Genomic DNA, 23,229 nt, shown 5'->3' with positions numbered 1-23,229 from the left:
CCGGTCAACCCGCGCGCGGCTCGAGCCAGCCTCTAGCGGAATCGGCGAGCCTTGCGTGCAGCCGCGCCCCGCCGCAACCAAGGAGCCACCATGACCACCGTCGCCAGCCGCACCGAGTTGTACGCCGAGGTCCAGCAGTTCTACGCCGATCAGATGCAGCGGCTGGACAACCGCGACATCCCGGGCTACGCCGAAACCTTCACCGAGGATGCGGAATTCGAACACACACCGGGCCGGCCACCGGCCCGGACCAGAGCGGGCATCGTCTCGGACCTGGTCGAATTCCACAAGCGCTTCGAGGCCGATCCGATGCAGCGCAGGCACTGGTTCAACATGATCAACCTGCAGCCGCAGGACGACGGAACCATCGTCTCCACTGCCTACTGCCTCGTGGTCAAGATCCGGCCGAACAGCAAGCCAGAAATCGCGCCGAGCTGCGTCGTGCACGACGTGCTCGTCCGCGTCGACGGCAATCTGCTGACCCGGTCCCGGCGCGTCGCCCATGACTGAATCCGCTGTCCCCGACCAATTTTCGAGGAGAACCACGTGAACACCGTGCAGCCGGCAACCCTGTTGCCCCTTGCCGCCGAAGCCCAGGACCTGTTGTTCCGAGAGGCGCGCACCGCGAACACCTTCACCGACGCACCGGTCACCGACGACCAGATCCGCGATATCTACGAACTGATCAAATACGGCCCGACATCGATGAACCAGCAACCGCTGCGCATCGTCCTGGTCCGCAGCCCCGAGGCGCGGGCACGCTTGGTCACCCACATGATCGACAACAACAAGCCCAAGACCGCGGCCGCGCCCCTGACCGCAATCCTGGCCGCCGACTTGAACTTCCACGAAAACCTGCCGAAAGTCTTTCCGCATGCCCCTGAGGCCAAGGAATACTTTGCCGATCCCGACTACCGCACCGAATCGGCCCGCTTCAACGCTCTCATCCAAACCGGCTACTTCATTCTCGGCATCCGCGCCGCAGGCCTGGCCGCAGGCCCGATGAACGGATTCGACGCCGAGGGCTTGGACAAGGACTTCTTCCCCGACGGCACCCACAATTCACTCGTCGTGGTCAATATAGGCACCCCGGGAGCAGACGCCTGGTTCCCCCGCTCGCCCCGCCTGACCTACGACGAGGTCGTGACGACGGTGTAAGCAGCGGGCATGGCCGACGAGTGGCACACGGACGCGGCACGGGGCCGAGCAGGCGCGACCATAGTGTGCCACTCGTCGATGCGGTGCGAGCGGAACCCGCGATCGAGCGGCTCTGCGCCGCAAAACCTGTTTTCGAGACGCATTCCACCGACACCGATATGACGGCGGAACATGGGCTCGTAAATTGCCGAAAACCCGGGCACAGGGGCAATGGCGCACCGATTTTCCGGGAACTCGAATGACAATGTTGCAGCGCAGCCGAAAGTCGTTGCAATGCAAGGCGAAACAATGCTGTGCAACGCAAATGAATAAGGCTCCGACTTTGTCGTCCTCGGCAGCAATAAAAGGCGTAAGCTCGATCCATTCGGTGTCGATAACATCGAAATATTCATGATCGACAAGTAGGCGACGGCACCAGATGCCAAGTCGACCGAACGTCCCACGCCAGAGATTTGTCGACTCAACAGAGCAACCGAGGAGGCAGCATGACAGTGGTCCAGAACTTCATCGACGGCAAGCTCGTCGACTCGGTCGGCGGTGCGACGATGGCACTGGTCGACCCTGCCACCGGTGATCGGTACGGCACCGCCCCGGCGTCCAACGAACAGGACATCGACAACGCGTACGCAGCCGCGGCGAGGGCGTTCGAAGACTGGAAGCGCTGGACGCCGTCGCACCGCCAGAAGGCATTGTTGGATTTCGCCGACGAGTTGGAGACCGCCGCCGACGCGCTTGTCGCGGCCGAGGGTCGCAACACCGGCAAACCGAACCACATCACCTCGGCCGTGGAGATCCCGCAGATGCTGGACCAGACCCGATTCTTCGCGGGCGCGGCACGGGTACTCGAGGGTAAGTCGGCCTGCGAGTATCTGGCGGACCATACATCGTGGATCCGCCGGGAGCCGATCGGCGTCATCGGGCAGGTGACGCCGTGGAACTACCCGATGATGATGGCAGTCTGGAAATTTGTTCCCGCGATCGCGGCAGGCAACACCGTGGTGATCAAGCCGAGCGACACCACCCCGGTGACCACGGTGATGCTGGCCGAACTGGCCTCCGAGCACCTGCCGCCAGGCGTGCTCAACGTGGTCACGGGTGACCGGGTGACCGGTGCGGCGGTGGTGGCGCATCCGACCCCGCAGATGGTGTCGATCACCGGTTCGGTGGCAGCGGGTCGTGCTGTCGCGGAGTCGGCCGGCGCCCGCCTGAAGCGCACACATCTGGAGTTGGGCGGCAAAGCACCGGTGATCGTGTTTCCCGACGCCGATATCGCCGCTGCCGCCAGAGGCATCGCGGCCTCGGGTTATTTCAACGCCGGGCAGGATTGCACCGCGGCCACCCGAGTGCTGGGTCACGCGTCGGTGGCCGATGATTTGACTGCGGCGCTGGCCGAGCAGGCAGGCAGTGCCACAACGACATTCGGCAAGGCCGCCGATGACGAAGACGCCTGGGTACCACCGGTCAATAACGCCGACCAGCTACAGCGGGTGCTCGGCTTCCTCGATGATGTGCCCGATCACGCCTCGGTCGTGGTCGGCGGACACCGGCAGGGCGACCGCGGGTATTACGTCGAGCCGACCGTCATCGGCGGGCTGCTCCAGCATGATCGGCTGAGCCGGCACGAGATCTTCGGCCCGGTGATCACCGTGCAGTCGTTCACCGACGAAGACGACGCCATCCGGTGGGCCAATGGCGTCGAATACGGGCTGGCGTCCTCGTTGTGGACCAAGGATGTGTCGAGGGCGCTGCGCGTATCGGCCGCGCTCGACTTCGGCTGTGTGTGGATCAACACCCACACCGCACTGATCGCCGAGATGCCGCACGGCGGGTTCAAGTCGTCCGGACACGGTAAGGACCTGTCGATGTACGGGCTGGAGGACTACACCCGCGTCAAGCATGTGATGGCCAAGATCTACTAGTGTCGCGAGTGCTCAGCCCAGCGCGCGGGTGATTCCCTCGACGAGTTCGTCGACCTGGTCGTCGGTCATCACGAACGACGGCGAGATCTGCATTGCGCCCTGGCCTGCCGCACGTCCTGAGATGCCGTGCTCCCGTAGGGATTTCACGAAGGGTAGGCCCTCGGCGGGATCGGCGAGCTGGATCGCGGCCACCGCGCCGAGACCGCTGCGGACCTCGGCTACGCGCGGGTGCTCCGCGAGCGGAGCGAGTTTGGCGTGCAAGGTGGATTCCAGGCGCTTCGCCTCGCCTAGTAGACCCTCGCGTTCGACGATGGCGAGGTTGGCGAGGGCTGCGGCGGCGGCTCCGGCGTGGCCGCCGTAGGTGTAGCCGTGGCGCCACCAGACGCCGCCGCGGAAGAAGGGATCGGCGATATGGGGTGCGATGAAGACCGCGCCCATGGGGACGTAGCCGGAGGTGAGGCCCTTGGCGGTGGTCATGAGGTCGGGTTCGAGCTCGAAACGGGTTGCGGCGAACCAGGATCCGCCGATGCGGCCGAAGCCGGTGACGACCTCGTCGACGACGAAGAGGATGTCGTGATCGCGGCAGATGCGGCGGACCTCGGTGAGGTAGCCGTCCGGCGGCAGGTAGATCCCGCCCGCGCCGATGATGGGTTCGCAGAAGAAGGCCGCGATGCGCTCCGCGCCGATCTCCTCGATGAGCGCGAGCAGCGCCTTCGCATCGTCCCATTCGACGGTGCGGGCATCGGCCATCAACTCGCCGTAGCCCTCGCGGTTGACCGGGATCCCCGCCAAAGCCGTTCCCGCGATATGCATTCCGTGATACGCGCGCTGTCTGCCGACCACAATGGTCTTGTCCGGCCGCCCCAGCTCGTGCCAGTAGCGGCGAGCGAGCTTGGCCGCGGTGTCCACCGAATCCGAGCCGCCGGAGGTGAAGAAGATCTTGCTGCCCGGTACCGGTGCGATGCTCGCCAACTTCTCCGCCAACTCCTGGGTGGCGGGTTCGGCGAAATCACCGAAGTTCGAATAGTGCGCGACCGTGCGCAGCTGTGCGGCGACCGCATCCGCGATCTCGGCGCGTCCGTGCCCGACATTGGTGAACCACAGTCCGGCCGTCGCGTCCAGATACCTGGTGCCCGCCTGGTCGTAGATGTAGGCGCCCGCACCACGTGCGACGACGAACGCGCCATCGCGTTCGACTGCACCCATATCGGCGAATCCATGCCATAGCGCGCCCATGTCTACCACCTCTACTCGACAACCACGTCACTTCGTCGCTCGTCCGGCTCGTCCGCGCCGACGGCCGCACCGAGCGCGACCACCGCGACGGCGAGTAGCGCGAATCCGATGACCAGGACCACCGGACCCATCGCCATCGACACATAGCCCTGATGCCGTGGATCGAGGAACGGGTACGGATACCAGTCGACGATCGGCCCACGAATGAGGGTGTACGCGCCGTAGCCGAGCGGGTAGACCAGCCGGCCCGCGATCAGCCGCTCGGAAATGCCGAGCGTGACCGGTGCCGACTCCCGGTCCACGATCATCACCATAGGCATGACGCGTTGCGGCACGTCATCGACCCACCCTTGTTCATCTCCCCACGCAGATGTTCGACAGCCGGATCACCTGCCAGCGGCGGTCGCGGGAGGGTCGCGGATCAGCAGCACTATGACGCCGAGCACATTGGATTCGATGGTGAAAGCCGGCCACGAATAACCCGGACTCGCCGATGTTGCGGACCGGTATCCAGACCAGCGTCATGACACCGAGCAAGGCAAAGACGAAGCGCGGTGCACGGATCCACAGTGGGGCGACACCGGCTGTCATCGTCGGATACTCCCACATCAGAACCGCTCCGAGCGGCGAGCCGAGCCGTGCGACCGCACAATTTCGCCGACCGCGTCGCCTGTGTGCTCACCGGATGCCCACGCCCGACTCGGATCAGACGCGCCGGTTTCGCTACCCTGGTGAGCGCAATGACCAGGACAGCCGACGCGAATCTCCGCGAGCTTCGGACCCGCCTGGCCGCCGTAACCCTCCGCGATGAACACCGGTTGCGCCGCAACTTGGACCGGGCCCGCGGCGGCGATCTCACCGGCATCACGGCCGAGATCGCGGCAGCCGAGCAGCGCGTCGAGGCCCGCCGCGCCGCGGTACCCGAAATCCGCTACCCGGAACAGCTACCGGTCTCCGCGCGCCGCGACGATATCGCCAAGACGATCCTGGACAACCAGGTCGTCATCGTCGCCGGTGAGACCGGATCGGGTAAGACCACCCAGATTCCGAAGATCTGCCTGGAACTCGGCCGTGGCATCCGCGGCACCATCGGCCACACCCAGCCGCGCCGTCTGGCCGCGCGTACGGTCGCCGAGCGCATCGCCGAGGAGTTGGGCACCGAACTGGGCGATGTCGTCGGCTACACCGTGCGTTTCACCGACCAGGCCTCGGATCGCACACTCGTCAAGCTGATGACCGACGGCATCCTGCTCGCCGAAATCCAGCGCGACCGGCTGCTGCGCCGCTACGACACGATCATCATCGACGAGGCGCACGAACGCAGCCTCAATATCGACTTCCTGCTCGGCTACCTGAAGCAATTGCTCCCGCGCCGACCGGATCTCAAGGTGATCATCACCTCGGCGACCATCGATCCGGAATTGTTCGCCGAGCACTTCGCCGACGAATCGGGTACTCCCGCACCGATTGTCGAAGTATCCGGCCGTTCCTATCCGGTCGAAATCCGGTACCGGCCGCTGTCGCTGGAGTTACCCGTCGCCACCGATGACGACGAGGAGGACACCCGGATCGTGGACCGCGACCCGGTCGACGCCATCGGTGACGCGGTGCGCGAACTCTTCGCCGAGGGCGACGGCGATGTGCTGGTCTTCCTATCCGGCGAACGCGAGATCCGCGACGCCGCCGATGCGTTGCGCGACTTACAGATTCCGCGCACCGAGATACTGCCGCTGTACGCGCGCCTGTCCACGGCCGAACAGCATCGGGTCTTCGCTCCGCATCCGGGGCGACGAGTTGTGCTGGCCACCAATGTCGCCGAAACCTCGCTGACCGTCCCCGGCATCCGCTACGTCGTCGATCCCGGCACCGCGCGCATCTCGCGCTATTCGATGCGCACCAAGGTGCAGCGCCTGCCCATCGAAGAGGTCTCGCAGGCATCGGCACGCCAGCGCGCGGGACGCTGCGGCCGCGTAGCCGACGGCATCTGCATCCGCCTGTACTCCGAGGAAGATTTCGAATCCCGGCCCGCCTTCACCGAACCGGAGATCCTGCGAACCAATCTGGCCGCCGTAATCCTGCAGATGACCGCGCTCGGACTCGGCGATATCGAGAAGTTCCCTTTCGTGGAGGCGCCCGACCGCAGGGCCATTCGCGACGGTATCGCGCTCCTGGAGGAATTGGGCGCACTTGCACCGCGCGCCCCCGCGAAACCCGCTCGACAGCAGGCTGATTCGACGGCGCAAGAAGTTGCCGCCACCGATAGCACCGGGCGTGCGGACCAGGTGCCGGACACCACACTGACACTTACGCCTACCGGCCGCGAAATGGCACAGATACCGGTGGATCCGCGAATGGCGCGCATGCTGGTCGAAGCCCACCGCAATGGCGTGCTCGCCGATGTGCTGATCATCGTTGCCGCACTGTCCATTCAGGATGTGCGCGAACGTCCCGCGGACCATCAGCAGGCCGCGGACACCAAACATGCCCGTTTCGTGGTCGAAGGCTCGGATTTCCTGGCCTACCTGCGGTTGTGGGAGTACCTGACCGAGCAGCGGAAGTCGCTGTCGTCCAATCAGTTCCGGCGCATGTGCCGTGACGAGTTCCTGCACTATCTGCGGATCCGGGAGTGGCAGGATCTGCACGGGCAGCTGCGGACGATCACTCGGGGGCTCGGGTGGTCGGCGCACGGCGACGGTTCGGACGGCGAAAGCGGTTCGCGCCGTGGGCGATCCGCTGCGGATGGTCGCGATTCGGAACGTGGACAGCGCAAGTCCGATTCATCTCGCGCGAAAGCGAACCGCGGCCGCGACAACTCCGCCGCACCGAAACCACAGGCCGCCGAAGATGATGGCACACTATGGGATTCGATCGCCATCCACCAGGCCCTATTGGCGGGCATGCTCTCCCATATCGGCGTCCGCGAGGCCGAGACCCGCGAATTCCTCGGTGCCCGCAACGCCAAATTCATGATCTTCCCCGGATCCTCGCTGGCGAAGAAGCCACCCCGCTGGGTGATGGCGGCCGAACTGGTCGAGACTTCCCGGCTCTGGGGCCGGATGGCGGCCAGGGTGGAGCCGGAGTGGGCCGAGCGACTGGCCGGGGATCTGGTGAAACGCACCTACTCCGAACCGCATTGGTCGTCCAAGCGCGGCGCGGCGCGCGCCTACGAGCGGGTCACGCTGTACGGCGTACCGCTGGTGGTCAGCCGTGCCGTCGATTACGGCCGGATCGATCCGGAACTGTCGCGTGAGCTGTTCATCCGGCATGCCCTGGTACAGGGTGAGTGGCAGACCCGGCACGAATTCTTCCACCGCAACCGCGAACTCCTCGACGATGTTGCCGATTTGGAGCACCGCGCCCGCCGCCGCGACATCCTCGTCGACGATGAGGTGCTGTTCGAGTTCTACGACAAGCGCATCCCGGCCGATATCGTTTCGGTGCGCCACTTCGACAGCTGGTGGCGCGCCGCGAAGCGCAAAGATCCCGCGCTGCTGGACTTCTCGACCGATACCGTGGTCAACGACACCGCGGCGACGCTGGACCCGACCGACTTCCCGGACGCCTGGCGCCAGGGCGAGTTGAGCTTCCCGCTCACCTATCAATTCGAGCCCGGCAATGACGATGACGGTGTCACCGTGCGGATCCCCGTCGAGCAACTGGCGCATGTGCGCGCCGTCGGCTTCGACTGGCTGGTGCCCGGTATGCGCGACGAGTTGGCCACCGCGTTGATCAAGACGCTGCCGAAGGCTCTGCGCCGCACCGTCGTTCCCGCACCCGACTTCGCCGCGGCGGCGCTCGCCGCGCTCACGCCGCGCGCCGAACCCCTGCGCATCGGCCTGGCCAGGGAGCTGTCGCGGCTCGGTTCGGTCACCATCGCGCCGAGCGATCTCGACCCCGCCGGGCTTCCGGACCATCTGCGCATGACCTTCGCCGCGATCGCGGACAGCGGTCAGGTGCTGGCGCGCGGGAAGAACCTCGCCCAGTTGAAAACCCAGCTGTCCGAGCAGGTTTCGGCCTCGGTCGCCCGTGCGACCGCAGGCGCGGAACGTGCCCCCGCGACCGTGTGGACGTCGGAATCGCTGGGGACGGTCGAGCCGACGGTGCGCAGCGAAGTGGCCGGACAGACGGTCACCGGTTACCCTGCGCTGGTCCCCGAGGGCGAGGGCGTCGCGGTGCGTGTGCTGAGCTCCCCCGCCGAGCAGGCCGCCGCGATGCGGGCGGGCACGCGCGCACTGGTATTGAGCGCCATTCCCACCTCGGTCCGCACCGTCACGGCCAGTCTGCCACCGCGGGATCGGCTTGCGCTGAGCCAGAATCCGTACGGCTCGCTCGACGCGCTCATCGAGGACTGCCGCGCCGCCGCCGCGGACGAACTGATCGCCGCCGCCGGTGGGCCGGTGCGCAGTCCGAAGCAGTTCGACGCTCTGGTCGCGAAGATCCGCCCCGACTTCGTGTCCGCCGTGGCCCGCATCGTGCGCTTGGCGGTGCCGGTGCTGGCAGGGGCGCACCAGGTTTCGTCCGCCCTCGCCGATACCACCGAACGCGATATCGCCGACGATGTCCGCCACCAACTCGACGATCTGATCTTCCCCGGTTTCATCTCGGAGTGGGGCGGCGCTCGGCTGCGCGAGCTCCCGCGCTACCTGACGGCTGCCCGCACCCGCCTGGAGGCGCTACCCGGCTCCGCGGTCCGCGACCGACAGGGCATGGTCGAAATCGACCGCGCACTCGCCGCCTACGACCGCCTCGTCAATGCCCTGCCCGAAACCCGCAAGCAGGCCCCGGATGTCACCGAAATCTGGTGGATGATCGAGGAATTCCGCGTCAGCCTTTTCGCCCAGAAACTCGGCACGCCGTACCCGGTCTCCACCAAACGCATCGAAAAAGCCATCGCCGCCATCCGCCGCTGACCCATCAGCCGTGCGGCTGCCGCCAGCGCGTCCGAGGACAACCGAAGCGCTGACCGAGCTGGCAGCGGTAGTTCTGGGGGCGCGACCGGAGCCGCGCTACGGCGATATAGTCGCCGAAGCATAATGGCGCGCAAGAGTATTGCGGCCGCTCACAGTATCCGCACCGCGCGTCGTTCAGCAGTTCGGCGCGAATTCTCGAAAGAGGTGCTCGCTATGCGGAAGTCGCTCACGCCGATTCTCGCCGCCTGCGCCGTCGCACTTGCCCCGATGCCAACCGCTTCAGCAACCGTGCCACCACAGCCCGCGCCGGTGCGCACCGACACCGATGTCCTCCGGCAGCTGGTTCGGCTGCTCGACACCGGATCGGTCACCATCTGTCCCGGGCAGGCGATGGGCAGCTTCGGCTGCTCGTGCCCGCCGGGGATCTGCCTCTGACCGCCGGGATCAGTCGGCGGAGGCGGCGACCGTCGCTTCCTCGCGATGCTTGCGCAGGTCGGCGATTTCTCGTTCGAAATCGTCGGCGGAGGTGAAGGAGCGGTATACCGATGCGAAACGCAGGTAGGCCACCTCGTCCAGATCGCGCAGCGGGCCGAGGATGGCCAGGCCGACCTCGTGGCTCGGCACCTCGGGCGACCCCTTGGCGCGCACCGCGTCCTCGACCTGCTGGGCCAGCAGGTTCAGGGCGTCTTCGGCGACCTCGCGGCCCTGGCAGGCGCGACGAACACCGCGGATCACCTTCTCCCGGGAGAACGGTTCGGTGACGCCGCTGCGCTTGACCACGGATAGGATCGCGGTCTCGACGGTGGTGAATCGTCTCCCACACTGCGGGCAGGAACGCCGGCGGCGGATGGCCGCGCCTTCCTCGGCCTCACGCGAGTCGACGACCCGGGAGTCGGGGTGTCGGCAGTAGGGGCAATGCATCCGAGAGATCCTTCGTCGATGCGCGCGCCCGCGTCCGAATCGGCTCCGGTTCGCCAGTCCCGATCCGGCGAGCACGTGTACAGGGGTCTAGACCGATACGTCCATATCAGGTCCAGGATACCCGGGAGGGGTCACCAACCGTCTCACACGTCCCAACTACACCGTCGACCGACGCTCAGCCGAGTTGCCACTGCGTGGTCAGATCGGCGATCAGATCCGGAATGCGCGCGATCATCCGTCCGTGCGCGAGCTTGCTCCAGAACGACTCACCGAGCACCACCTCGGCGAATGGCCGGTTGCTCTCCATATCGATGTGGCGCAGCACCAGATCGCCGGTGATGTAGGCCCAGCGGGTATCGCGGTCGGCCCAGTCGAAGTCCGGCAGCGGGGTGCGCAGTGAGACGGTGCGTCCCGCGATATCCGCGCTGACGGTGGCGGGCGCGAAAACACCGGGTGCGCGCACGCCGGGGACGGCGGGCTTGCCGGCCACCGTGCTCACATAGGTCATGACCCGGCCCATCGCGCCCCGGCCCGCCGAGGTGGCATCCCACTGATCGGCGATGACACGGTTCTGCTCACGATCGGTCATCCGGACGAGCGCGTCCACGTATCCGTCGCGGGTATGCGAATCGATCGACTGCCAGGCGGTGCGGATATCGGCATCGATCACCCCGGCCGCATACATTTCGTCGATTCCGGCCATCCCCAGCGCGGCATACGCCTCGTGCATCGGGACCAGATCGGTGAAGATGTGCTTCTGCATGATCATCAGCCGGGTCTGGTACCAGGCGACATCCTCGGCGCTCAACCGCGACCCCTCGGTGGCCAGCAGCCGGATATCGGCGGGCAACCCGGCCACCAATTCCGGTGGGGTGCCGCGCAACAGGTCGGCGACCGCGTCGCCGAGTTGATGGATGCCCGGTACGTCGAGCACCAGCCCGACATCGCCCAGGTCGAAGAACCCCGAGGCGAAGGAGCCGCCCGCGATTCCGGCAAGGCCCGCCCACCAGTACTCCTGATGCTGATTCGCCAGCCGGAAGTAGTTGACGTACACCTGGCTGAAGGTGCGCTGGTTGGCACGCACGCCGAGCGCCGGATCCCAGGCCGCGAGGTCGATATCGGCATTGCGGGTCGAGACCACCAGCCAATACTGGTGCAGCAGTGTGGCATAGCGGCTCGGTGCCACCCCGTCGGCCCTGGCCTGGTCGAGCGCCACACGCAACGTCGACTCGTCCAGTGGCAGTGCGGGATTCAGACCACCGCCCCCTGTTCCGTCTCCGTTGAGCGCGGCTAAATCCAGGTACGCCTCGTATGCGGGTTCTGCCTGTGCGGCCGGAATCATGGTGAGCGCGGAGACAAGACAGGCCAGTAGCCCGCCGATCCGGGCGAGCAGACGGACGGCGAGTGCAGCGGTGGAGCGATGCGTCATTGCGTGGTGTCCCGAAATCGTTCGTCGGCAAGAGTTGCCTAGATCACGTTTTCAGGGACAGTAGCAACATGTTCTAGTTTGCAATCGACAATTTCGGCCACACTTCGTGGCGGATCGACCGGTCGCCATCCGCCACACCGGCTTTCGACGAGCTACCGCGGCGCACCGACTCCAACACCGTCCGGAACCGGCTGCTGCTCGACCACGGCGGGCACGGTCGTCGGGGTCTCGCCGCCGAAAGTTCCTGCGCGCCAATGCGCCAACCCGATCAAAGCCGTCACCGCCAGCGCACTCAGCAGCGCGGACACCGCGAGCACCGCGAAACCGACCTGCGCCTGTTCGACCCGCTCCATCGGATGCGGCCCCCGCGCCTGGCGTAGTGCGGGCGTTCGAACGGGACCGCGGTCGTACAGCACCACCGCACCGCCGGGCCGACTGTCACGCGGACGCCGATCCGTCACGACGCGCGCGGACTCCAAGGCGCGCACGCCACCGCGATGCGGGCGCTGCACGCGCGGAACGGATTCGAAGCCGAGATCGACGTCGGCCTCATCCTCGAGGTCGGTGCTCAGGGCGCTGATCGCTGTGCTCATCGGACAAACCTCCGTGAAGGGGTGTTGTGGGTGCTCAGGTATGTCGCGAGACGATGGGAGGGTAGCTATTCGATCAAGTGTTCGAAAGATTTCTACCACGCTCCACCGACAAAGTCAGCAGAAAACGCCGACATGCCTCGAACAGATGTTTGATACATCGGCGTTACCCGACTAGATTCGTTAAACGAAATCAATGGACACAGAAGGGCGGTTGCGGTGAGCCACACAGACGACACGGGCGATGAGAGCGGAGTTGGCACCGACCCGTCCGGTAGCGGGGCGGATCTCACCGTGCGTCAGCGCAAAGTCCTGGAGGTCATCCGCACCTCGGTGAGCGAGCGCGGCTACCCGCCGAGCATCCGCGAGATCGGCGATGCGGTCGGACTGACCTCCACCTCGTCGGTCGCCCATCAGCTGCGCACCCTCGAGCGCAAGGGCTATCTGCGCCGCGACCCGAATCGCCCACGCGCCGTTGACGTTCGCGGTCTCGACGAGGCGGTGCGCGCGGTGACCAGCCTGCCCACCACCGAGGATGCCGAGACCGGCAGGCCGGTCCCGACCTTCGTGCCCGTCCTGGGCCGGATCGCCGCCGGTGGCCCGATCCTGGCCGAGCAGGCGGTGGAGGACGTCTTCCCGCTGCCGCGCGAACTGGTCGGCGACGGCTCGCTGTTCCTGCTCAAGGTCGTCGGTGAATCGATGGTCGACGCCGCGATCTGCGATGGCGACTGGGTGGTCGTGCGCCAGCAGAATGTCGCCGACAACGGCGATATCGTGGCCGCGATGATCGAGGGTGAGGCGACGGTGAAGACGTTCAAGCGCACCGGCAAGGATGTCTGGCTCATGCCGCACAATCCGCTGTTCGAACCGATTCCGGGTAATGACGCGCAGATCCTCGGCAAGGTCGTCACCGTCATCCGCAAGATCTGACCCGAGTTCAGCGCGGAAGCATAGGTTTCCAGAAGTCGGCTCGGTGGTCGACGGCATAGGAGTCGATGACCCGGTTTCCGCTGGGCCGGAAGGACATGACCAGCGGTGCGGCCGGGTCATAGGCCGGGATCGGTTCGAGACCGGCCGGATCCGGGCTGGCTTCGATGGTGAATCGGGTCCAGTACCTTCGCATTTCGGCGGCAAGGCGCTGTTGGTCCGGTGTCTGGACGGCGCCGTACAGCCAGCCGAGGTCGCGCAGGCTCCACAGCGAGGCCAATTCGCTGGCGTGGTACGCGCCCAGTGGGAAGGTATTCGGTGGGCCGAGCGGCGCCGGGTCGTCGAAGGAGTAGGTGTAGGTGGGCGTGAGCGGGCCGAGCCCGGCGTATTCGACAACCAGCATGGCGAGAATGCGATCGGTCCAGGCGCGTGACAGTGCGAGTGCGGGCTCCGGATAGGCGGCGGCCGGATAGGTCTGTTCGACACGGTCGAGTTGCTCCGGCGTCAGGTCGGGCATGGCGGCGGCCAGTGCGTCGCGGTATCCGGCGGCGGTCAGCGGCCTGCCAAGGGGCACACCGTATTTCATGTACACCCACAGCGACATCTCGTCGTTGTTCGCACCGACGAGCGTGGGCACATCGGCGAAGGCGCCGTTGCGCACGGCCGCCTGTGGCCCGGACGGCAGGAACCGGCCCCCGAACACCGTTGCGGTGATGGGATCGTTCACCAGCGTATCGACCGGCAGTGCGCGCAGGCACGCCGCGGTATCGGGTCCGGCGCACCCGAGACGGGCGGCGTACGCGTCACCATCGGCCACCGCCATCGCGGCGGGCACACCCGGACTACACGGTCCGCTCTCCATGATCGCGGCACGGAACAGCCCACGCGAGCTCGGCGCGACCATCTGAGTGCATACCGACGTCGCACCGGCCGACTCGCCCGCCAGCGTCACGCGCTCCGGATCACCGCCGAATGCCGCGATATTGCGCTGCACCCAGCGCAATGCTGCCTGCTGATCCAGATAGCCGTAGTTACCGGGCCCGGAACCGTCGTCGAGCGCCGAGGCGGCGAGGTATCCGAGCGTGCCGAGCCGGTAATTGATCGTGACCACGATCAGATCGCCGTCACCGTGCGCGATCAGCGGGTCGGCGCCGTAGATATCGCCGGAGCCGGTGACGAAACTGCCGCCGTGGATCCAGAACAGCACCGGTAGACCACCGCCGTCGGCGGGCAGGTTGCGCGGCGTCGAAACATTCAGAGACAGACAGTCTTCCGACTTCGTCGGGTTCGCAGCGAATACCCCGTAGAAGTCGTTTTCCTGCGGGCAGCTCGGCCCGGCCACCGTGGCATCCCGAATACCGGGCCAAGGTGCGGCCGGAGCAGGGGGCCGCCACCGCAATTCGCCGACCGGTGGGGCCGCATAGGGAATGCCCTCGAACAGTCGATGCTCCGCGGCCACGACGCCGCGCAACTCACCGGTCTCGACGGTGACGAGATCGGCGGCGACCGGCTCGGCGGGCGCCGGTCCGGCCACACCGATCAGCACGATGACGGCCGCAAGGACGGCGAACCAACCCCGAGCCGTGCCGCGAAACCAGCCGCCCGTTGTCACCCAACGATGCTTGCGCACGCGCCCACGCTAACTACCTGCACCGCCGCCACGGGCGGCAATTCCGAAAGTGGCCCTTGCCACACACGGTACGTGAGCGTACCGTGCTGATGGTACATCGATGTACCACGCTGGGAGGTGCCGCATGACCACGGTGAAATTGCCAGACGGGCCGACGAGCCCGGCCTTCTTACAGGCCATCGAGGTGATGGCGAGCCGCACCCGCGCATGGCGCAGATTGCATCAGCGATACGGCTCGGCATTCACGGTCTACCTACCGCGCTTCGGGCGGATCGTGGTGCTGTCCGAGCCGGCCGAGGTGAAGGCGCTGTTCACCGCGAGCTCCGATGTGGCCGATAACGTCGATGTCAATCTCGGGCAGTTCCTCGGTCCCGGCTCACTGTTCTCGCTGCGCGGCGCCGAACATCGTAAGCAGCGAAAATTGCTCACTCCGCCGTTCCACGGTCGTCGTCTCGCGGTGTACGAGACGCTGATCGAGCAGGAGACGGTGCGCGAGCTGGCCACCTGGCCGCAGGGCCGGGAGTTCGCGACGATGGACTCGATGATGCGGATCACCCTGAATGTGATCCTGCGCGCCGTATTCGGCGCCGAGGGCAAGGAATTCGACGAACTGCGCGAACTGCTGCCCAAACTGGTGCTGGTCGGATCGGCGCTCGCGGCACTTCCGGTGCCGCAAAAGTTCTTGGGGCGGTACGGTCCATGGGCCCGCTTCGCCGCACACCGTCGCAACTACGACGAGATAGTCGGCAGGCTCATCGACCGCGCCGCCGCCGATGAGCACCTCGCCGACCGCGACGATGTGCTGGCGATGATGCTGCAGGCCCGCTACGACGACGGTACCGCGATGACCCGCAGCGAGATCGCCGACGAACTGCTCACCCTGCTCACGGCCGGCCACGAGACCACGGCGACCACCCTGTCGTGGACCGTCGAGCGGCTGCGCAGACATCCGGAAGTGTTGCGGCGCTTGGTCGCCGAGGTCGACGACGGCGGTTCGGCACTGCGCGAGGCCACCCTGCTGGAGGTGCAGCGGGTGCGTCCGGTCATCGACTCCACGGTCCGCAACATCCGCGCGGAGTCGATGCAGCTGGGTCGGTGGACGCTGCCCAAGGGGCAGAATGTGCTGGTCAGCATTCGGCTCATGCACGACAACGAGGAACTGTTCCCGAACGCCCGCGCCTTCGATCCGGATCGTTTCGTCGGTGTCCGGCCCGGCACCTTCAGCTGGATTCCGTTCGGCGGCGGCGCTCGGCGCTGCATCGGCGCGGCTTTCGCTACGATGGAGATGAATATCGTATTGCGCACGCTGCTGCGGGATTTCACGCTCGAGCCGACCGACGCGCCGGATGAGCGCACGCACTTCCGAGGGGTCGCGCTGGTGCCCGCCAAGAAGGGCCGCGCCGTGGTGTATCGACGCGCGCCCCGGCCCATCACGGCCGCGACCAAGGCCGAACAGGTGACGGCATGAGGGAGCAATTCGCCGATGTGGGCCACGGCGTCGCCCTGGCCTACGAGCGCCTCGGTGACGGCGGCACTCCGCTGCTGCTCATCGCCGGACTCGGTCAGCAACTGCACGACTGGCCCGACGGTCTCTGTGAACAACTCGTCGCGCGCGGCTACGACGTCATCCGCTTCGACAATCGCGATGTCGGCAAGTCGACGCACTTCGGCTTCCCGCCACCTGGCCCGCTCGATTTCCTGCGAAAGCGTTGGCACACAGCGCAATACGACCTCTCGGATATGGCCGCCGACACGGTCGGTTTGCTCGACGCGCTGGAGCTGAGCTCCGCGCATGTGGTCGGGATGTCGCTCGGTGGGATGATCGCGCAGACGGTCGCCGCCCGCTATCCGGCCCGGGTCGCCTCGCTGACCTCGATCATGTCGACCACGGGCGCGGCGCGGGTCGGGCGTCCGGCCCTGTCGACCTGGCGGCGGATGTTCGCCCGACCGGCCCGCACCCGGACCGAACACATCGACCGCTCGGTACGCATGTACCGCCACATCTGCTCGCACGGCTACCCGTTCGACGAGCAGGCGGTGCGCACCGCGGCGGCGGCGACCTGGGACCGCGATCCCCATCCGGCACCGGGCGTCGGCCGTCAACTCGCCGGCATCCTCAAATCCGGTGACCGCACCGCGGAACTCGCCGCCGTCGTCGCCCCGACGCTGATCCTGCACGGTGACCGCGACCTGATGGTGAATCCGACCGGCGGCACCGTCACGGCGAGTGCCATCACGGGTGCGCGCCTGCACACCCTGCCCGGCATGGGCCACGACCTGCCTGTCGGCGTCCAGCCGACGCTCACCGACCTCATCGACACCCACATCCGCACCGCCAGGAGCACCGATGCCCCGCACCGTTAGGCCGCTGTCCGGCCGTCCCGCCATGATCACCGGCGCCGCCTCCGGCATCGGTCGCAGTCTCGCCCAATTGCTTTCGCGCCGTGGGTCGCCCGTGGCGATCGCCGATATCGACGAGGTCGGTTTGAAGCAGACGGCCGCCACCCTGACCGGTCCGGTGCTCATGCGCGTGCTCGACGTCCGCGATGCCGCCGACCAACTCGCCTTCGCCGCCGAGGTCGAAGACTGGCTGACCGAGCCGTTGGCGGCGGTATTCAACAATGCCGGTGTGGCGGTGAGCTCGTCGGTGCTGGACGCGGTTCCGGAAGACGACGAATGGCTGCGGCAGATCAACTTCGACGGCGTGGTCAATGGCACCCGCGCGTTTCTGCCCATCCTGGTCGAACAGGACCAGGGCGTCATCGTGAATACCTCCAGCGTATTCGGACTGCTCGGTATGCCGAATCAAAGTGCCTACTGTGCGGCGAAATTCGCGGTGCGCGGCTTCACCGACTCACTGCGCCAGGAACTTCGGGGCACCGGCGTATCCGCGGTGAATGTGCACCCGGGCGGTATCACCACCAACATCGCGCGCAATGCCCGGGTGCGCAAGGATCCCGAGGGGCGCGGCCGTTCGCATGAGCAGATGGCGGCGGAGTTCGAGGCGATCACGTTGACCTCACCGGATAAGGCGGCCGAAATCATCTGTCGCGGAGTCGAACGCGGGAAGTCCCGCATTCTGGTCGGGCCCGATGCCTACGTGTTCGACGCACTCGCACGCATCGCACCGACGCACTACTACGACATTTTCGCGGTCCTGGAACGGCAGCTGCGGGCTCGCGCCAAGGCAGGAGTGACGGTATGAGAGCGTCGCGCAGCGATTCGATGACGGGTGGCGGCCGGGAGACGGGTGGGCCAGAGCATTTCGATGTGCTGATCGTCGGTGCCGGTCTCTCCGGCATCGGCGCGGCACACCACCTGCAGACTGCCTTCCCGAAGCGCACTTACGCAATTCTGGAGGCGCGCACGGCAATCGGCGGCACCTGGGATCTGTTCCGCTATCCGGGGGTGCGTTCGGATTCCGACATGCACACCCTCGGTTACCGTTTCCGGCCGTGGACGCGGGCAGCGGCCATCGCCGACGGACCGTCGATCCTCGACTACATCCGTGATACCGCGTCCGAAGCCGGTATCGATCGCCGAATCCGGTTCGGGCACAACGTCATCGGCGCGTCCTGGTCGACCGAAGCGGCGCGGTGGACGGTGACGGCCGAACACAACGGCACCACCTCGACATACACCTGCGGCTTCCTGTACATGTGCAGCGGCTACTACCGCTACGACCACGGCTACACCCCGGAGTTCGCCGGAATCGATGATTTCCGTGGGCAGCTCGTACATCCGCAGCAGTGGCCCGCCGACCTGGACTATGCGGGCAAGCGAGTCGTCGTGATCGGCAGCGGGGCCACCGCGGTGACCCTGGTTCCGGCCATGGCCGAGGCGGCGGCCCAGGTGACCATGCTGCAGCGCTCCCCCACCTACATCATGTCCGTGCCCACCGAGGACGCGGTGGCGATCCGCTTGCGCGAACGGCTCGGACCCCGCCGGGCCTACACGATCACCCGCTGGAAGAACGTGCTGATCGGCACGCTCATCTATCAACTCAGCCAGCGTCGTCCTCGCATGATGCGCAACTTCATCCGCAAGCAGACGGCCGCGCTACTGCCGACCGGATACGAGGTGGACGTCCACTTCAAACCGACCTACAACCCGTGGGATCAACGGCTCTGCCTGGTGCCGGACGGGGATCTTTTCCAGGCGATCCGGGCCGGGCGCGCCGCCGTGGTCACCGACCGCATCGAGAAGTTCACCGCCGACGGCCTGCGCCTGGCCTCCGGCGCCGAGCTTCCCGCCGATATCGTGGTGACGGCCACCGGTTTGCAATTACTCGCCTTCGGCGGAATCGAATTCAGCGTCGACGGCAGGGACATCCCACTGCCCGACACCATGGCCTACCGGGGGATGATGCTGAGCGGCGTCCCGAACTTCGCCTTCACCATCGGCTACACCAATGCGTCCTGGACGTTGAAGGCGGATCTGGTGGGCGAATTCGTGTGCCGGTTGCTGCGGCATATGGACGACAACGGCTATGACCAGTGCACGCCGTGGCCGGATCCGAGTATCGCCCCGGAGCCCCTGCTGAACTTCCAGTCCGGCTATGTCCAGCGTTCCATCGACCATTTTCCCAAGGCCGGATCGCGACGACCGTGGCGATTGGGTATGAACTACGCCCACGATGTGCTCGCACTGCGCCATGGGCGGATCGAGGACGGCACCATCCGGTTCGCGAGCCGGGCCGCCGTATCGGACCAGATTCCGGTGCGTGTGAGGCCGTGATCGCAGTGTCGGCGGGGCGAACTAACCTGATTCTTGTGACCCGTGCCGAGCCCACCGCCAACCTCGCCACCGAGAGCACGCCGGAATCCGCATTCCGGCGTCGCCTCCTCGATGCGATGGCCGAGGCCGTGCGCGATCGCGGTTATCGCGAAACAACCGTGGCCGATGTGGTCCGCAATGCGCGCACCTCTCGCCGCACCTTCTACGAGAATTTCGACAGCAAACAGGACTGCTTCATCGCGCTGCTCGCCGAGCGCAACAACGAGACCATCCAGCAGATCTACGATGCCGTCGATCCGGCCGCGCCCTGGCGCACCCAGGTCCGGCAGGCCATCGAGGCCTGGATCCACGCATCCGATCAGGACACGTCGATCACCCTCGCCTGGATTCGGGACATCCCCGCGCTCGGCGAGGCCGCTCGCCAGCTCCACCACGATACCGGCGAGGCATTCATCAATCTGATCCAAAGCCTCACCGCCACACCGAGTTTCGAGGCTCCCGGACTGCACCCGCCGACGCGTCAGATGGCGACCATCCTCTACGGCGGTTACCGCGAGCTCATCGCCTCCACAGTCGAGGCGGGCAAGGACATCCGTGACATCATCGACGTCGCGGTCGATACGGCCATCGCCCTGGTCGGCCCGCGCTACGAGCCGGGGGCTAGTCCTTCACGGCCGTGAACTGCGCCAGCGCGCCGTTGCACACCAGTTCGACCTCGCGCAGGCCCGCCGCGGCGATCCAGCCCGACAGCTCGGCCGCGGTTCCGGACGGACCGAATACACCCATCGTCCGCATCACCCGCATGTGCACGTCGAAGCGCGGCCGGACTCCGCGCACCACACAACTGCCGACCAGCCGTCCACCCGGCGCGAGTACCCGGGCGAGCGAGGCGACCGCGGCGGCCGGATCCGGCATACAGTGCAGGCCCGCGAAACTCACCACCAGATCGAATTCGCCGGAGGCGAAGGGCAGGTCGACCACGTCCGCGCGCACATAGTCGATATCGGAGAGCCCGGCGCGCTCGGCCGCCCGACACGCCGCCGCCAACTGGTCATCGGAGATGTCCGCGGCCACATAGCGGAGCTTGCGATCGGGTGCGAGTCGACGCAGGGTCACGCCGCCGCCCACCGGCAGATCAAGCAGTGCGGAACCCTCCGGCAGTTGATTGACGACATCCATCGCCGCATACATCCGTCGGGTATCGCAGCCCCACATCACCTGCCCGGCGGGCCGGGCCACCTGTGGATGGTCGAGCACGAAGTCGTAAACCGGAGCCCCGAGATTCCCCCAGACTCGGCTCTGCCACACTTCACGGACGTCGGGCACTGTCGTCTCCTCTTCGCGCGCTGGAGTCCAGGCTAGGCCGGAGGTCATAGGCGCGCCAAGGCTTTCGCCGATACGCTCCGCTTCGTCAGTGCGGCAGGTATCAGAAATCCATGACCCGCCCTGGTCGTCGCGACGCCGCAAGACGATACGCATGCATTACCATCGGCAAGCTGTGCGTGCGGAAATCGAGATGGTCGCGCTGCCCGCGGGGCGGGTGACGCTGTCGGATCGGCGGACCCAGCGGAGTTGGGCGGTCGAGGTGGCAGATTTCCGGCTCGCGGCGTTTTCGATTACCCAGTCGCAGTATGAGCAGGTCACCGGCGGTGTGCCGAGTGTGGCTCGAGGTGATCGGCTGCCGGTCGAGGGTGTCTCGTGGTTCGATGCGATCAGGTTCTGCAATGGCTTGTCATCGGGGGCGGGTTTGCCGCCCGCGTATCGCGTGCACGACGACGAGGTCGAGTGGGATGCCGATAGCGACGGGTACCGGCTGCCGACCGAGGCCGAGTGGGAGTATGCGTGCCGGGCGGGCACTTCGGGGCCGCGATATGGCGAGCTCGACCAAATCGCCTGGTATCGAGGGAATTCCGCAGAGCATGTGCACGAGGTGGGCGCCAAGATGCCCAACGCCTGGGGGCTGTACGACATGCTCGGCAATGTATGGGATTGGTGCTGGGACATTTACGACGCCGAGGTGTACGACTCGTATCGGGTGCTACGGGGCGGCGGCTGGTCCGACGAGAAGTGGAGTTGCCGGGCCTCGGTGCGACGGCGCAGCCATCCGACCTACCGGATCGACGATGTCGGATTCCGGGTCGCGCGTTCGATATTCGACTGATTCGGCGCCTTATCGCCCGCCGACCCAGAACTTCGGCAGTTTGCGCCTGCCTCGCCCGTCGAGCGCGCGCATCAATCCCGCCACCACGCGCAAGCGCCCACGCGAGGCCGGATACCACATCAGCTCACGCTTCATCGCCGGTACACGCGGCACCGTAATCGCTTGCTGGCGACAGTATTTCCGGATTCCTGCGGCCCCGCCCCACCGCGCGCCTATCCCGGAATCCTTCCACCCGCCCATCGGCAGCGCGAAGCTGAACAGATTCGCGAAAGCGTCGTTGACATTGACCGCACCGGCTTCCAGTCGCCGCGCCACCCGCTCGCCGCGCTTGCGGTCTCTTGTCCAGACCGTGGCCGAGAGGCCGTAGACCGAGTCATTGGCCAGGCGCACCGCCTCGTCCTCGTCGGCGACCTTCAGCACCGGAATGGTCGGGCCGAATGTCTCCTCGCTGATGCACGCCATCGAATGGTCCACATCCACCAGCACGGTCGGTTCGAAGAAGGTGCCGACCCCGGTCGCCTTGCCGCCGGTGGTGATCCGCGCGCCCGCGGCCACCGCCTGCTCGACATGGCGTGCCACGATATCGCGCTGGGCCTCGGTCGCCATCGCGCCGATATCGAAAGCGAACCCGCGCCCGTCGTGTCCCTGCCGCAGGTTGCGCACCTGTTCGGTCAGGCTGGTCACGAACTCGTCGTAGACCGGCGCCTCGACATACACCCGCTCGATCGAGATACAGACCTGACCGGAATTGAACAGTCCGCCATAGGCGATGCCCGCCGCGGCCCGCTCGATATCGGCATCCGCGAGGACGATCGCCGGATCCTTGCCGCCGAGTTCCAGGCTGTACGGGGTCAAGCTCGCCCCGCAGGCGGCGGCGATCGCCCTACCGGTCTTGGTGGACCCGGTGAACTGGACGTAATCGACCGCCTCGACGACCGCGCGTCCGGTATCTCCGCGCCCGGTCGACACCGCGAACACCGGCGGCGCACCGATCTCGGCCCATCCGCGCGACAGCGCGACCGCACTCAACGGCGTGACCTCCGACGGCTTGACCAGCACCGCGGCACCGGCCATCAGCGCGGGCAGCGCATCGAAGCACACATTGAGCAGCGGAAAGTTCCACGGCGTAATGATCCCGACCACCGGATGCGGCCGATAGGTCTTGACCAGCCGCTTGGTGCGCCCGAGCGGACTGTGCGGAACCGGATGCTCATCGAGCAGGAATTTCGCGGCATTGCGCGCCCAGTATTTGATCAGATTGACCGCAGCGGGCACCTCGATCTCCGCGTCGTAGCGGGTCTTACCGGTTTCGGACTGGACCACATCGGTGAGCTCGTCGGAATTATCGATCAGCCAATCCTGCAGCCGAAACAGCCATTCGGCGCGCTTATCCGGACCGATCGCCTCCCATTCCGGCTGGAACAGGCGCAATTCGCGCACGGTCGCGGCCACCGCCGCACTCGATTCGTCGGGCACCCGGCCGGTGACGCTGCCGTCGGCGGGATTGTGTACCTCGATCTCGACCTGCTGTTCCGCCGTACTCATCCGGCTCACCTCCTGTGCTGTGCCCCTCCCTCCAGCGTGGCATTTCCGCCGACGTGGCACCGGGTG

20 protein-coding genes are annotated in these 23,229 nt (G+C 66.5%); 12 read left to right on the top strand and 8 right to left on the bottom strand.

The window, feature by feature from the left end; translation table 11 throughout:
* Window positions 1-90 precede the first annotated feature (90 nt).
* From ACQPZ2_RS16220 to ACQPZ2_RS16210, 3 genes are all read left to right on the top strand, one after another.
* Window positions 91-510 (top strand): nuclear transport factor 2 family protein, encoded by a 420-nt coding sequence (locus ACQPZ2_RS16220; RefSeq protein ID WP_397045587.1) that lies wholly within the window; start codon window positions 91-93, stop codon window positions 508-510.
* A gap of 36 nt (window positions 511-546) precedes the next feature.
* Window positions 547-1,158: a malonic semialdehyde reductase gene (locus tag ACQPZ2_RS16215; protein ID WP_433526310.1), complete on the top strand. Its 612-nt coding sequence runs from the start codon at window positions 547-549 to the stop codon at window positions 1,156-1,158.
* Between the two features lie 485 nt (window positions 1,159-1,643).
* Window positions 1,644-3,077: an aminobutyraldehyde dehydrogenase gene (locus tag ACQPZ2_RS16210; RefSeq protein WP_433526309.1), complete on the top strand. Its 1,434-nt coding sequence runs from the start codon at window positions 1,644-1,646 to the stop codon at window positions 3,075-3,077.
* A 12-nt stretch (window positions 3,078-3,089) separates the two neighbouring features.
* Here ACQPZ2_RS16210 and ACQPZ2_RS16205 read toward each other — a convergent pair whose 3' ends face one another.
* A complete protein-coding gene (locus tag ACQPZ2_RS16205) occupies window positions 3,090-4,313 on the bottom strand; it encodes an aspartate aminotransferase family protein (protein WP_433526308.1) in 1,224 nt (407 codons plus the stop codon).
* Window positions 4,314-4,324: 11 nt separating this feature from the next.
* The gene (locus ACQPZ2_RS16200; protein ID WP_433526307.1) at window positions 4,325-4,615 is read right to left on the bottom strand and encodes a Pr6Pr family membrane protein; all 291 of its coding nucleotides are present in this window, start codon (window positions 4,613-4,615) and stop codon (window positions 4,325-4,327) included.
* A 438-nt stretch (window positions 4,616-5,053) separates the two neighbouring features.
* Here ACQPZ2_RS16200 and hrpA point away from each other — a divergent pair, with 438 nt between their 5' ends.
* Window positions 5,054-9,223 carry an ATP-dependent RNA helicase HrpA gene (gene hrpA / locus ACQPZ2_RS16195; protein ID WP_433526306.1) on the top strand — a complete coding sequence of 1,390 codons (4,170 nt, stop codon included), beginning with the start codon at window positions 5,054-5,056 and terminating at the stop codon, window positions 9,221-9,223.
* A gap of 213 nt (window positions 9,224-9,436) precedes the next feature.
* On the top strand, window positions 9,437-9,658 hold the full coding sequence (locus ACQPZ2_RS16190) for a hypothetical protein (protein ID WP_433526305.1): 222 nt from the start codon (window positions 9,437-9,439) through the stop codon (window positions 9,656-9,658).
* A 9-nt stretch (window positions 9,659-9,667) separates the two neighbouring features.
* On the opposite strand, the gene nrdR is transcribed toward ACQPZ2_RS16190, so the two are convergent.
* The 3 genes from nrdR to ACQPZ2_RS16175 form a co-directional block, all read right to left on the bottom strand.
* The gene (gene nrdR / locus ACQPZ2_RS16185; protein WP_063038396.1) at window positions 9,668-10,144 is read right to left on the bottom strand and encodes a transcriptional regulator NrdR; all 477 of its coding nucleotides are present in this window, start codon (window positions 10,142-10,144) and stop codon (window positions 9,668-9,670) included.
* A 175-nt stretch (window positions 10,145-10,319) separates the two neighbouring features.
* Window positions 10,320-11,573, bottom strand: a complete 1,254-nt coding sequence (locus ACQPZ2_RS16180; protein ID WP_433526304.1) for a hypothetical protein — start codon at window positions 11,571-11,573, stop codon at window positions 10,320-10,322.
* Window positions 11,574-11,725: 152 nt separating this feature from the next.
* On the bottom strand, window positions 11,726-12,166 hold the full coding sequence (locus ACQPZ2_RS16175; protein WP_433526303.1) for a hypothetical protein: 441 nt from the start codon (window positions 12,164-12,166) through the stop codon (window positions 11,726-11,728).
* A 216-nt stretch (window positions 12,167-12,382) separates the two neighbouring features.
* On the opposite strand from ACQPZ2_RS16175, the gene lexA reads away from it, so the two are divergent.
* The gene (gene lexA / locus ACQPZ2_RS16170; RefSeq protein ID WP_433526302.1) at window positions 12,383-13,093 is read left to right on the top strand and encodes a transcriptional repressor LexA; all 711 of its coding nucleotides are present in this window, start codon (window positions 12,383-12,385) and stop codon (window positions 13,091-13,093) included.
* A 7-nt stretch (window positions 13,094-13,100) separates the two neighbouring features.
* On the opposite strand, the gene ACQPZ2_RS16165 is transcribed toward lexA, so the two are convergent.
* The gene (locus tag ACQPZ2_RS16165) at window positions 13,101-14,720 is read right to left on the bottom strand and encodes a carboxylesterase/lipase family protein (protein WP_433526301.1); all 1,620 of its coding nucleotides are present in this window, start codon (window positions 14,718-14,720) and stop codon (window positions 13,101-13,103) included.
* A gap of 124 nt (window positions 14,721-14,844) precedes the next feature.
* Here ACQPZ2_RS16165 and ACQPZ2_RS16160 point away from each other — a divergent pair, with 124 nt between their 5' ends.
* From ACQPZ2_RS16160 to ACQPZ2_RS16140, 5 genes are read left to right on the top strand one after another with little or no spacing between them, the layout of a single operon-like run.
* Window positions 14,845-16,188 (top strand): cytochrome P450, encoded by a 1,344-nt coding sequence (locus tag ACQPZ2_RS16160; protein WP_433526300.1) that lies wholly within the window; start codon window positions 14,845-14,847, stop codon window positions 16,186-16,188.
* Complete coding sequence (locus tag ACQPZ2_RS16155) at window positions 16,185-17,084, top strand: alpha/beta fold hydrolase (protein ID WP_433526299.1); 900 nt, start codon at window positions 16,185-16,187, stop codon at window positions 17,082-17,084. Before ACQPZ2_RS16160 ends, ACQPZ2_RS16155 begins: the two co-directional genes overlap by 4 nt.
* The gene (locus tag ACQPZ2_RS16150) at window positions 17,068-17,925 is read left to right on the top strand and encodes an SDR family NAD(P)-dependent oxidoreductase (protein ID WP_433526298.1); all 858 of its coding nucleotides are present in this window, start codon (window positions 17,068-17,070) and stop codon (window positions 17,923-17,925) included. Before ACQPZ2_RS16155 ends, ACQPZ2_RS16150 begins: the two co-directional genes overlap by 17 nt.
* A complete protein-coding gene (locus ACQPZ2_RS16145; RefSeq protein WP_433526297.1) occupies window positions 17,922-19,457 on the top strand; it encodes a flavin-containing monooxygenase in 1,536 nt (511 codons plus the stop codon). The genes ACQPZ2_RS16150 and ACQPZ2_RS16145 overlap by 4 nt, the downstream gene beginning before the upstream one ends.
* Before the next feature lie 35 nt (window positions 19,458-19,492).
* Entirely contained in the window at window positions 19,493-20,137 is a 645-nt protein-coding gene (locus ACQPZ2_RS16140) for a TetR/AcrR family transcriptional regulator (protein ID WP_433526296.1), read from the top strand.
* On the opposite strand, the gene ACQPZ2_RS16135 is transcribed toward ACQPZ2_RS16140, so the two are convergent.
* The gene (locus ACQPZ2_RS16135) at window positions 20,118-20,783 is read right to left on the bottom strand and encodes a class I SAM-dependent methyltransferase (protein WP_433526295.1); all 666 of its coding nucleotides are present in this window, start codon (window positions 20,781-20,783) and stop codon (window positions 20,118-20,120) included. The genes ACQPZ2_RS16140 and ACQPZ2_RS16135 overlap by 20 nt on opposite strands.
* A gap of 190 nt (window positions 20,784-20,973) precedes the next feature.
* Here ACQPZ2_RS16135 and ACQPZ2_RS16130 point away from each other — a divergent pair, with 190 nt between their 5' ends.
* Complete coding sequence (locus tag ACQPZ2_RS16130) at window positions 20,974-21,618, top strand: formylglycine-generating enzyme family protein (RefSeq protein WP_433527437.1); 645 nt, start codon at window positions 20,974-20,976, stop codon at window positions 21,616-21,618.
* A 9-nt stretch (window positions 21,619-21,627) separates the two neighbouring features.
* Here the strand turns inward: ACQPZ2_RS16130 and ACQPZ2_RS16125 are convergent, their stop codons facing one another.
* Entirely contained in the window at window positions 21,628-23,163 is a 1,536-nt protein-coding gene (locus ACQPZ2_RS16125) for an aldehyde dehydrogenase family protein (protein WP_433526294.1), read from the bottom strand.
* Between the last annotated feature and the right edge of the window lie 66 nt (window positions 23,164-23,229).

The organism is Nocardia pseudovaccinii (assembly GCF_050942345.1).
Classification (GTDB): domain Bacteria; phylum Actinomycetota; class Actinomycetes; order Mycobacteriales; family Mycobacteriaceae; genus Nocardia; species Nocardia pseudovaccinii.
This window is presented reverse-complemented; position numbering and strand designations above follow the sequence as displayed.

What these genes read in the sequence shown, in the direction of transcription:
- ACQPZ2_RS16220 (WP_397045587.1), top strand. Translation starts at nt 91, where the DNA reads ATGACCACCGTCGCCAGCCGCACCGAGTTGTACGCCGAGGTCCAGCAG.
- ACQPZ2_RS16210 (WP_433526309.1), top strand. Translation starts at nt 1,644, where the DNA reads ATGACAGTGGTCCAGAACTTCATCGACGGCAAGCTCGTCGACTCGGTC.
- ACQPZ2_RS16205 (WP_433526308.1), bottom strand. Translation starts at nt 4,313, where the DNA reads ATGGGCGCGCTATGGCATGGATTCGCCGATATGGGTGCAGTCGAACGC.
- hrpA (WP_433526306.1), top strand. Translation starts at nt 5,054, where the DNA reads ATGACCAGGACAGCCGACGCGAATCTCCGCGAGCTTCGGACCCGCCTG.
- ACQPZ2_RS16190 (WP_433526305.1), top strand. Translation starts at nt 9,437, where the DNA reads ATGCGGAAGTCGCTCACGCCGATTCTCGCCGCCTGCGCCGTCGCACTT.
- nrdR (WP_063038396.1), bottom strand. Translation starts at nt 10,144, where the DNA reads ATGCATTGCCCCTACTGCCGACACCCCGACTCCCGGGTCGTCGACTCG.
- ACQPZ2_RS16180 (WP_433526304.1), bottom strand. Translation starts at nt 11,573, where the DNA reads ATGACGCATCGCTCCACCGCTGCACTCGCCGTCCGTCTGCTCGCCCGG.
- ACQPZ2_RS16175 (WP_433526303.1), bottom strand. Translation starts at nt 12,166, where the DNA reads ATGAGCACAGCGATCAGCGCCCTGAGCACCGACCTCGAGGATGAGGCC.
- ACQPZ2_RS16160 (WP_433526300.1), top strand. Translation starts at nt 14,845, where the DNA reads ATGACCACGGTGAAATTGCCAGACGGGCCGACGAGCCCGGCCTTCTTA.
- ACQPZ2_RS16155 (WP_433526299.1), top strand. Translation starts at nt 16,185, where the DNA reads ATGAGGGAGCAATTCGCCGATGTGGGCCACGGCGTCGCCCTGGCCTAC.
- ACQPZ2_RS16150 (WP_433526298.1), top strand. Translation starts at nt 17,068, where the DNA reads ATGCCCCGCACCGTTAGGCCGCTGTCCGGCCGTCCCGCCATGATCACC.
- ACQPZ2_RS16145 (WP_433526297.1), top strand. Translation starts at nt 17,922, where the DNA reads ATGAGAGCGTCGCGCAGCGATTCGATGACGGGTGGCGGCCGGGAGACG.
- ACQPZ2_RS16130 (WP_433527437.1), top strand. Translation starts at nt 20,974, where the DNA reads ATGGTCGCGCTGCCCGCGGGGCGGGTGACGCTGTCGGATCGGCGGACC.
- ACQPZ2_RS16125 (WP_433526294.1), bottom strand. Translation starts at nt 23,163, where the DNA reads ATGAGTACGGCGGAACAGCAGGTCGAGATCGAGGTACACAATCCCGCC.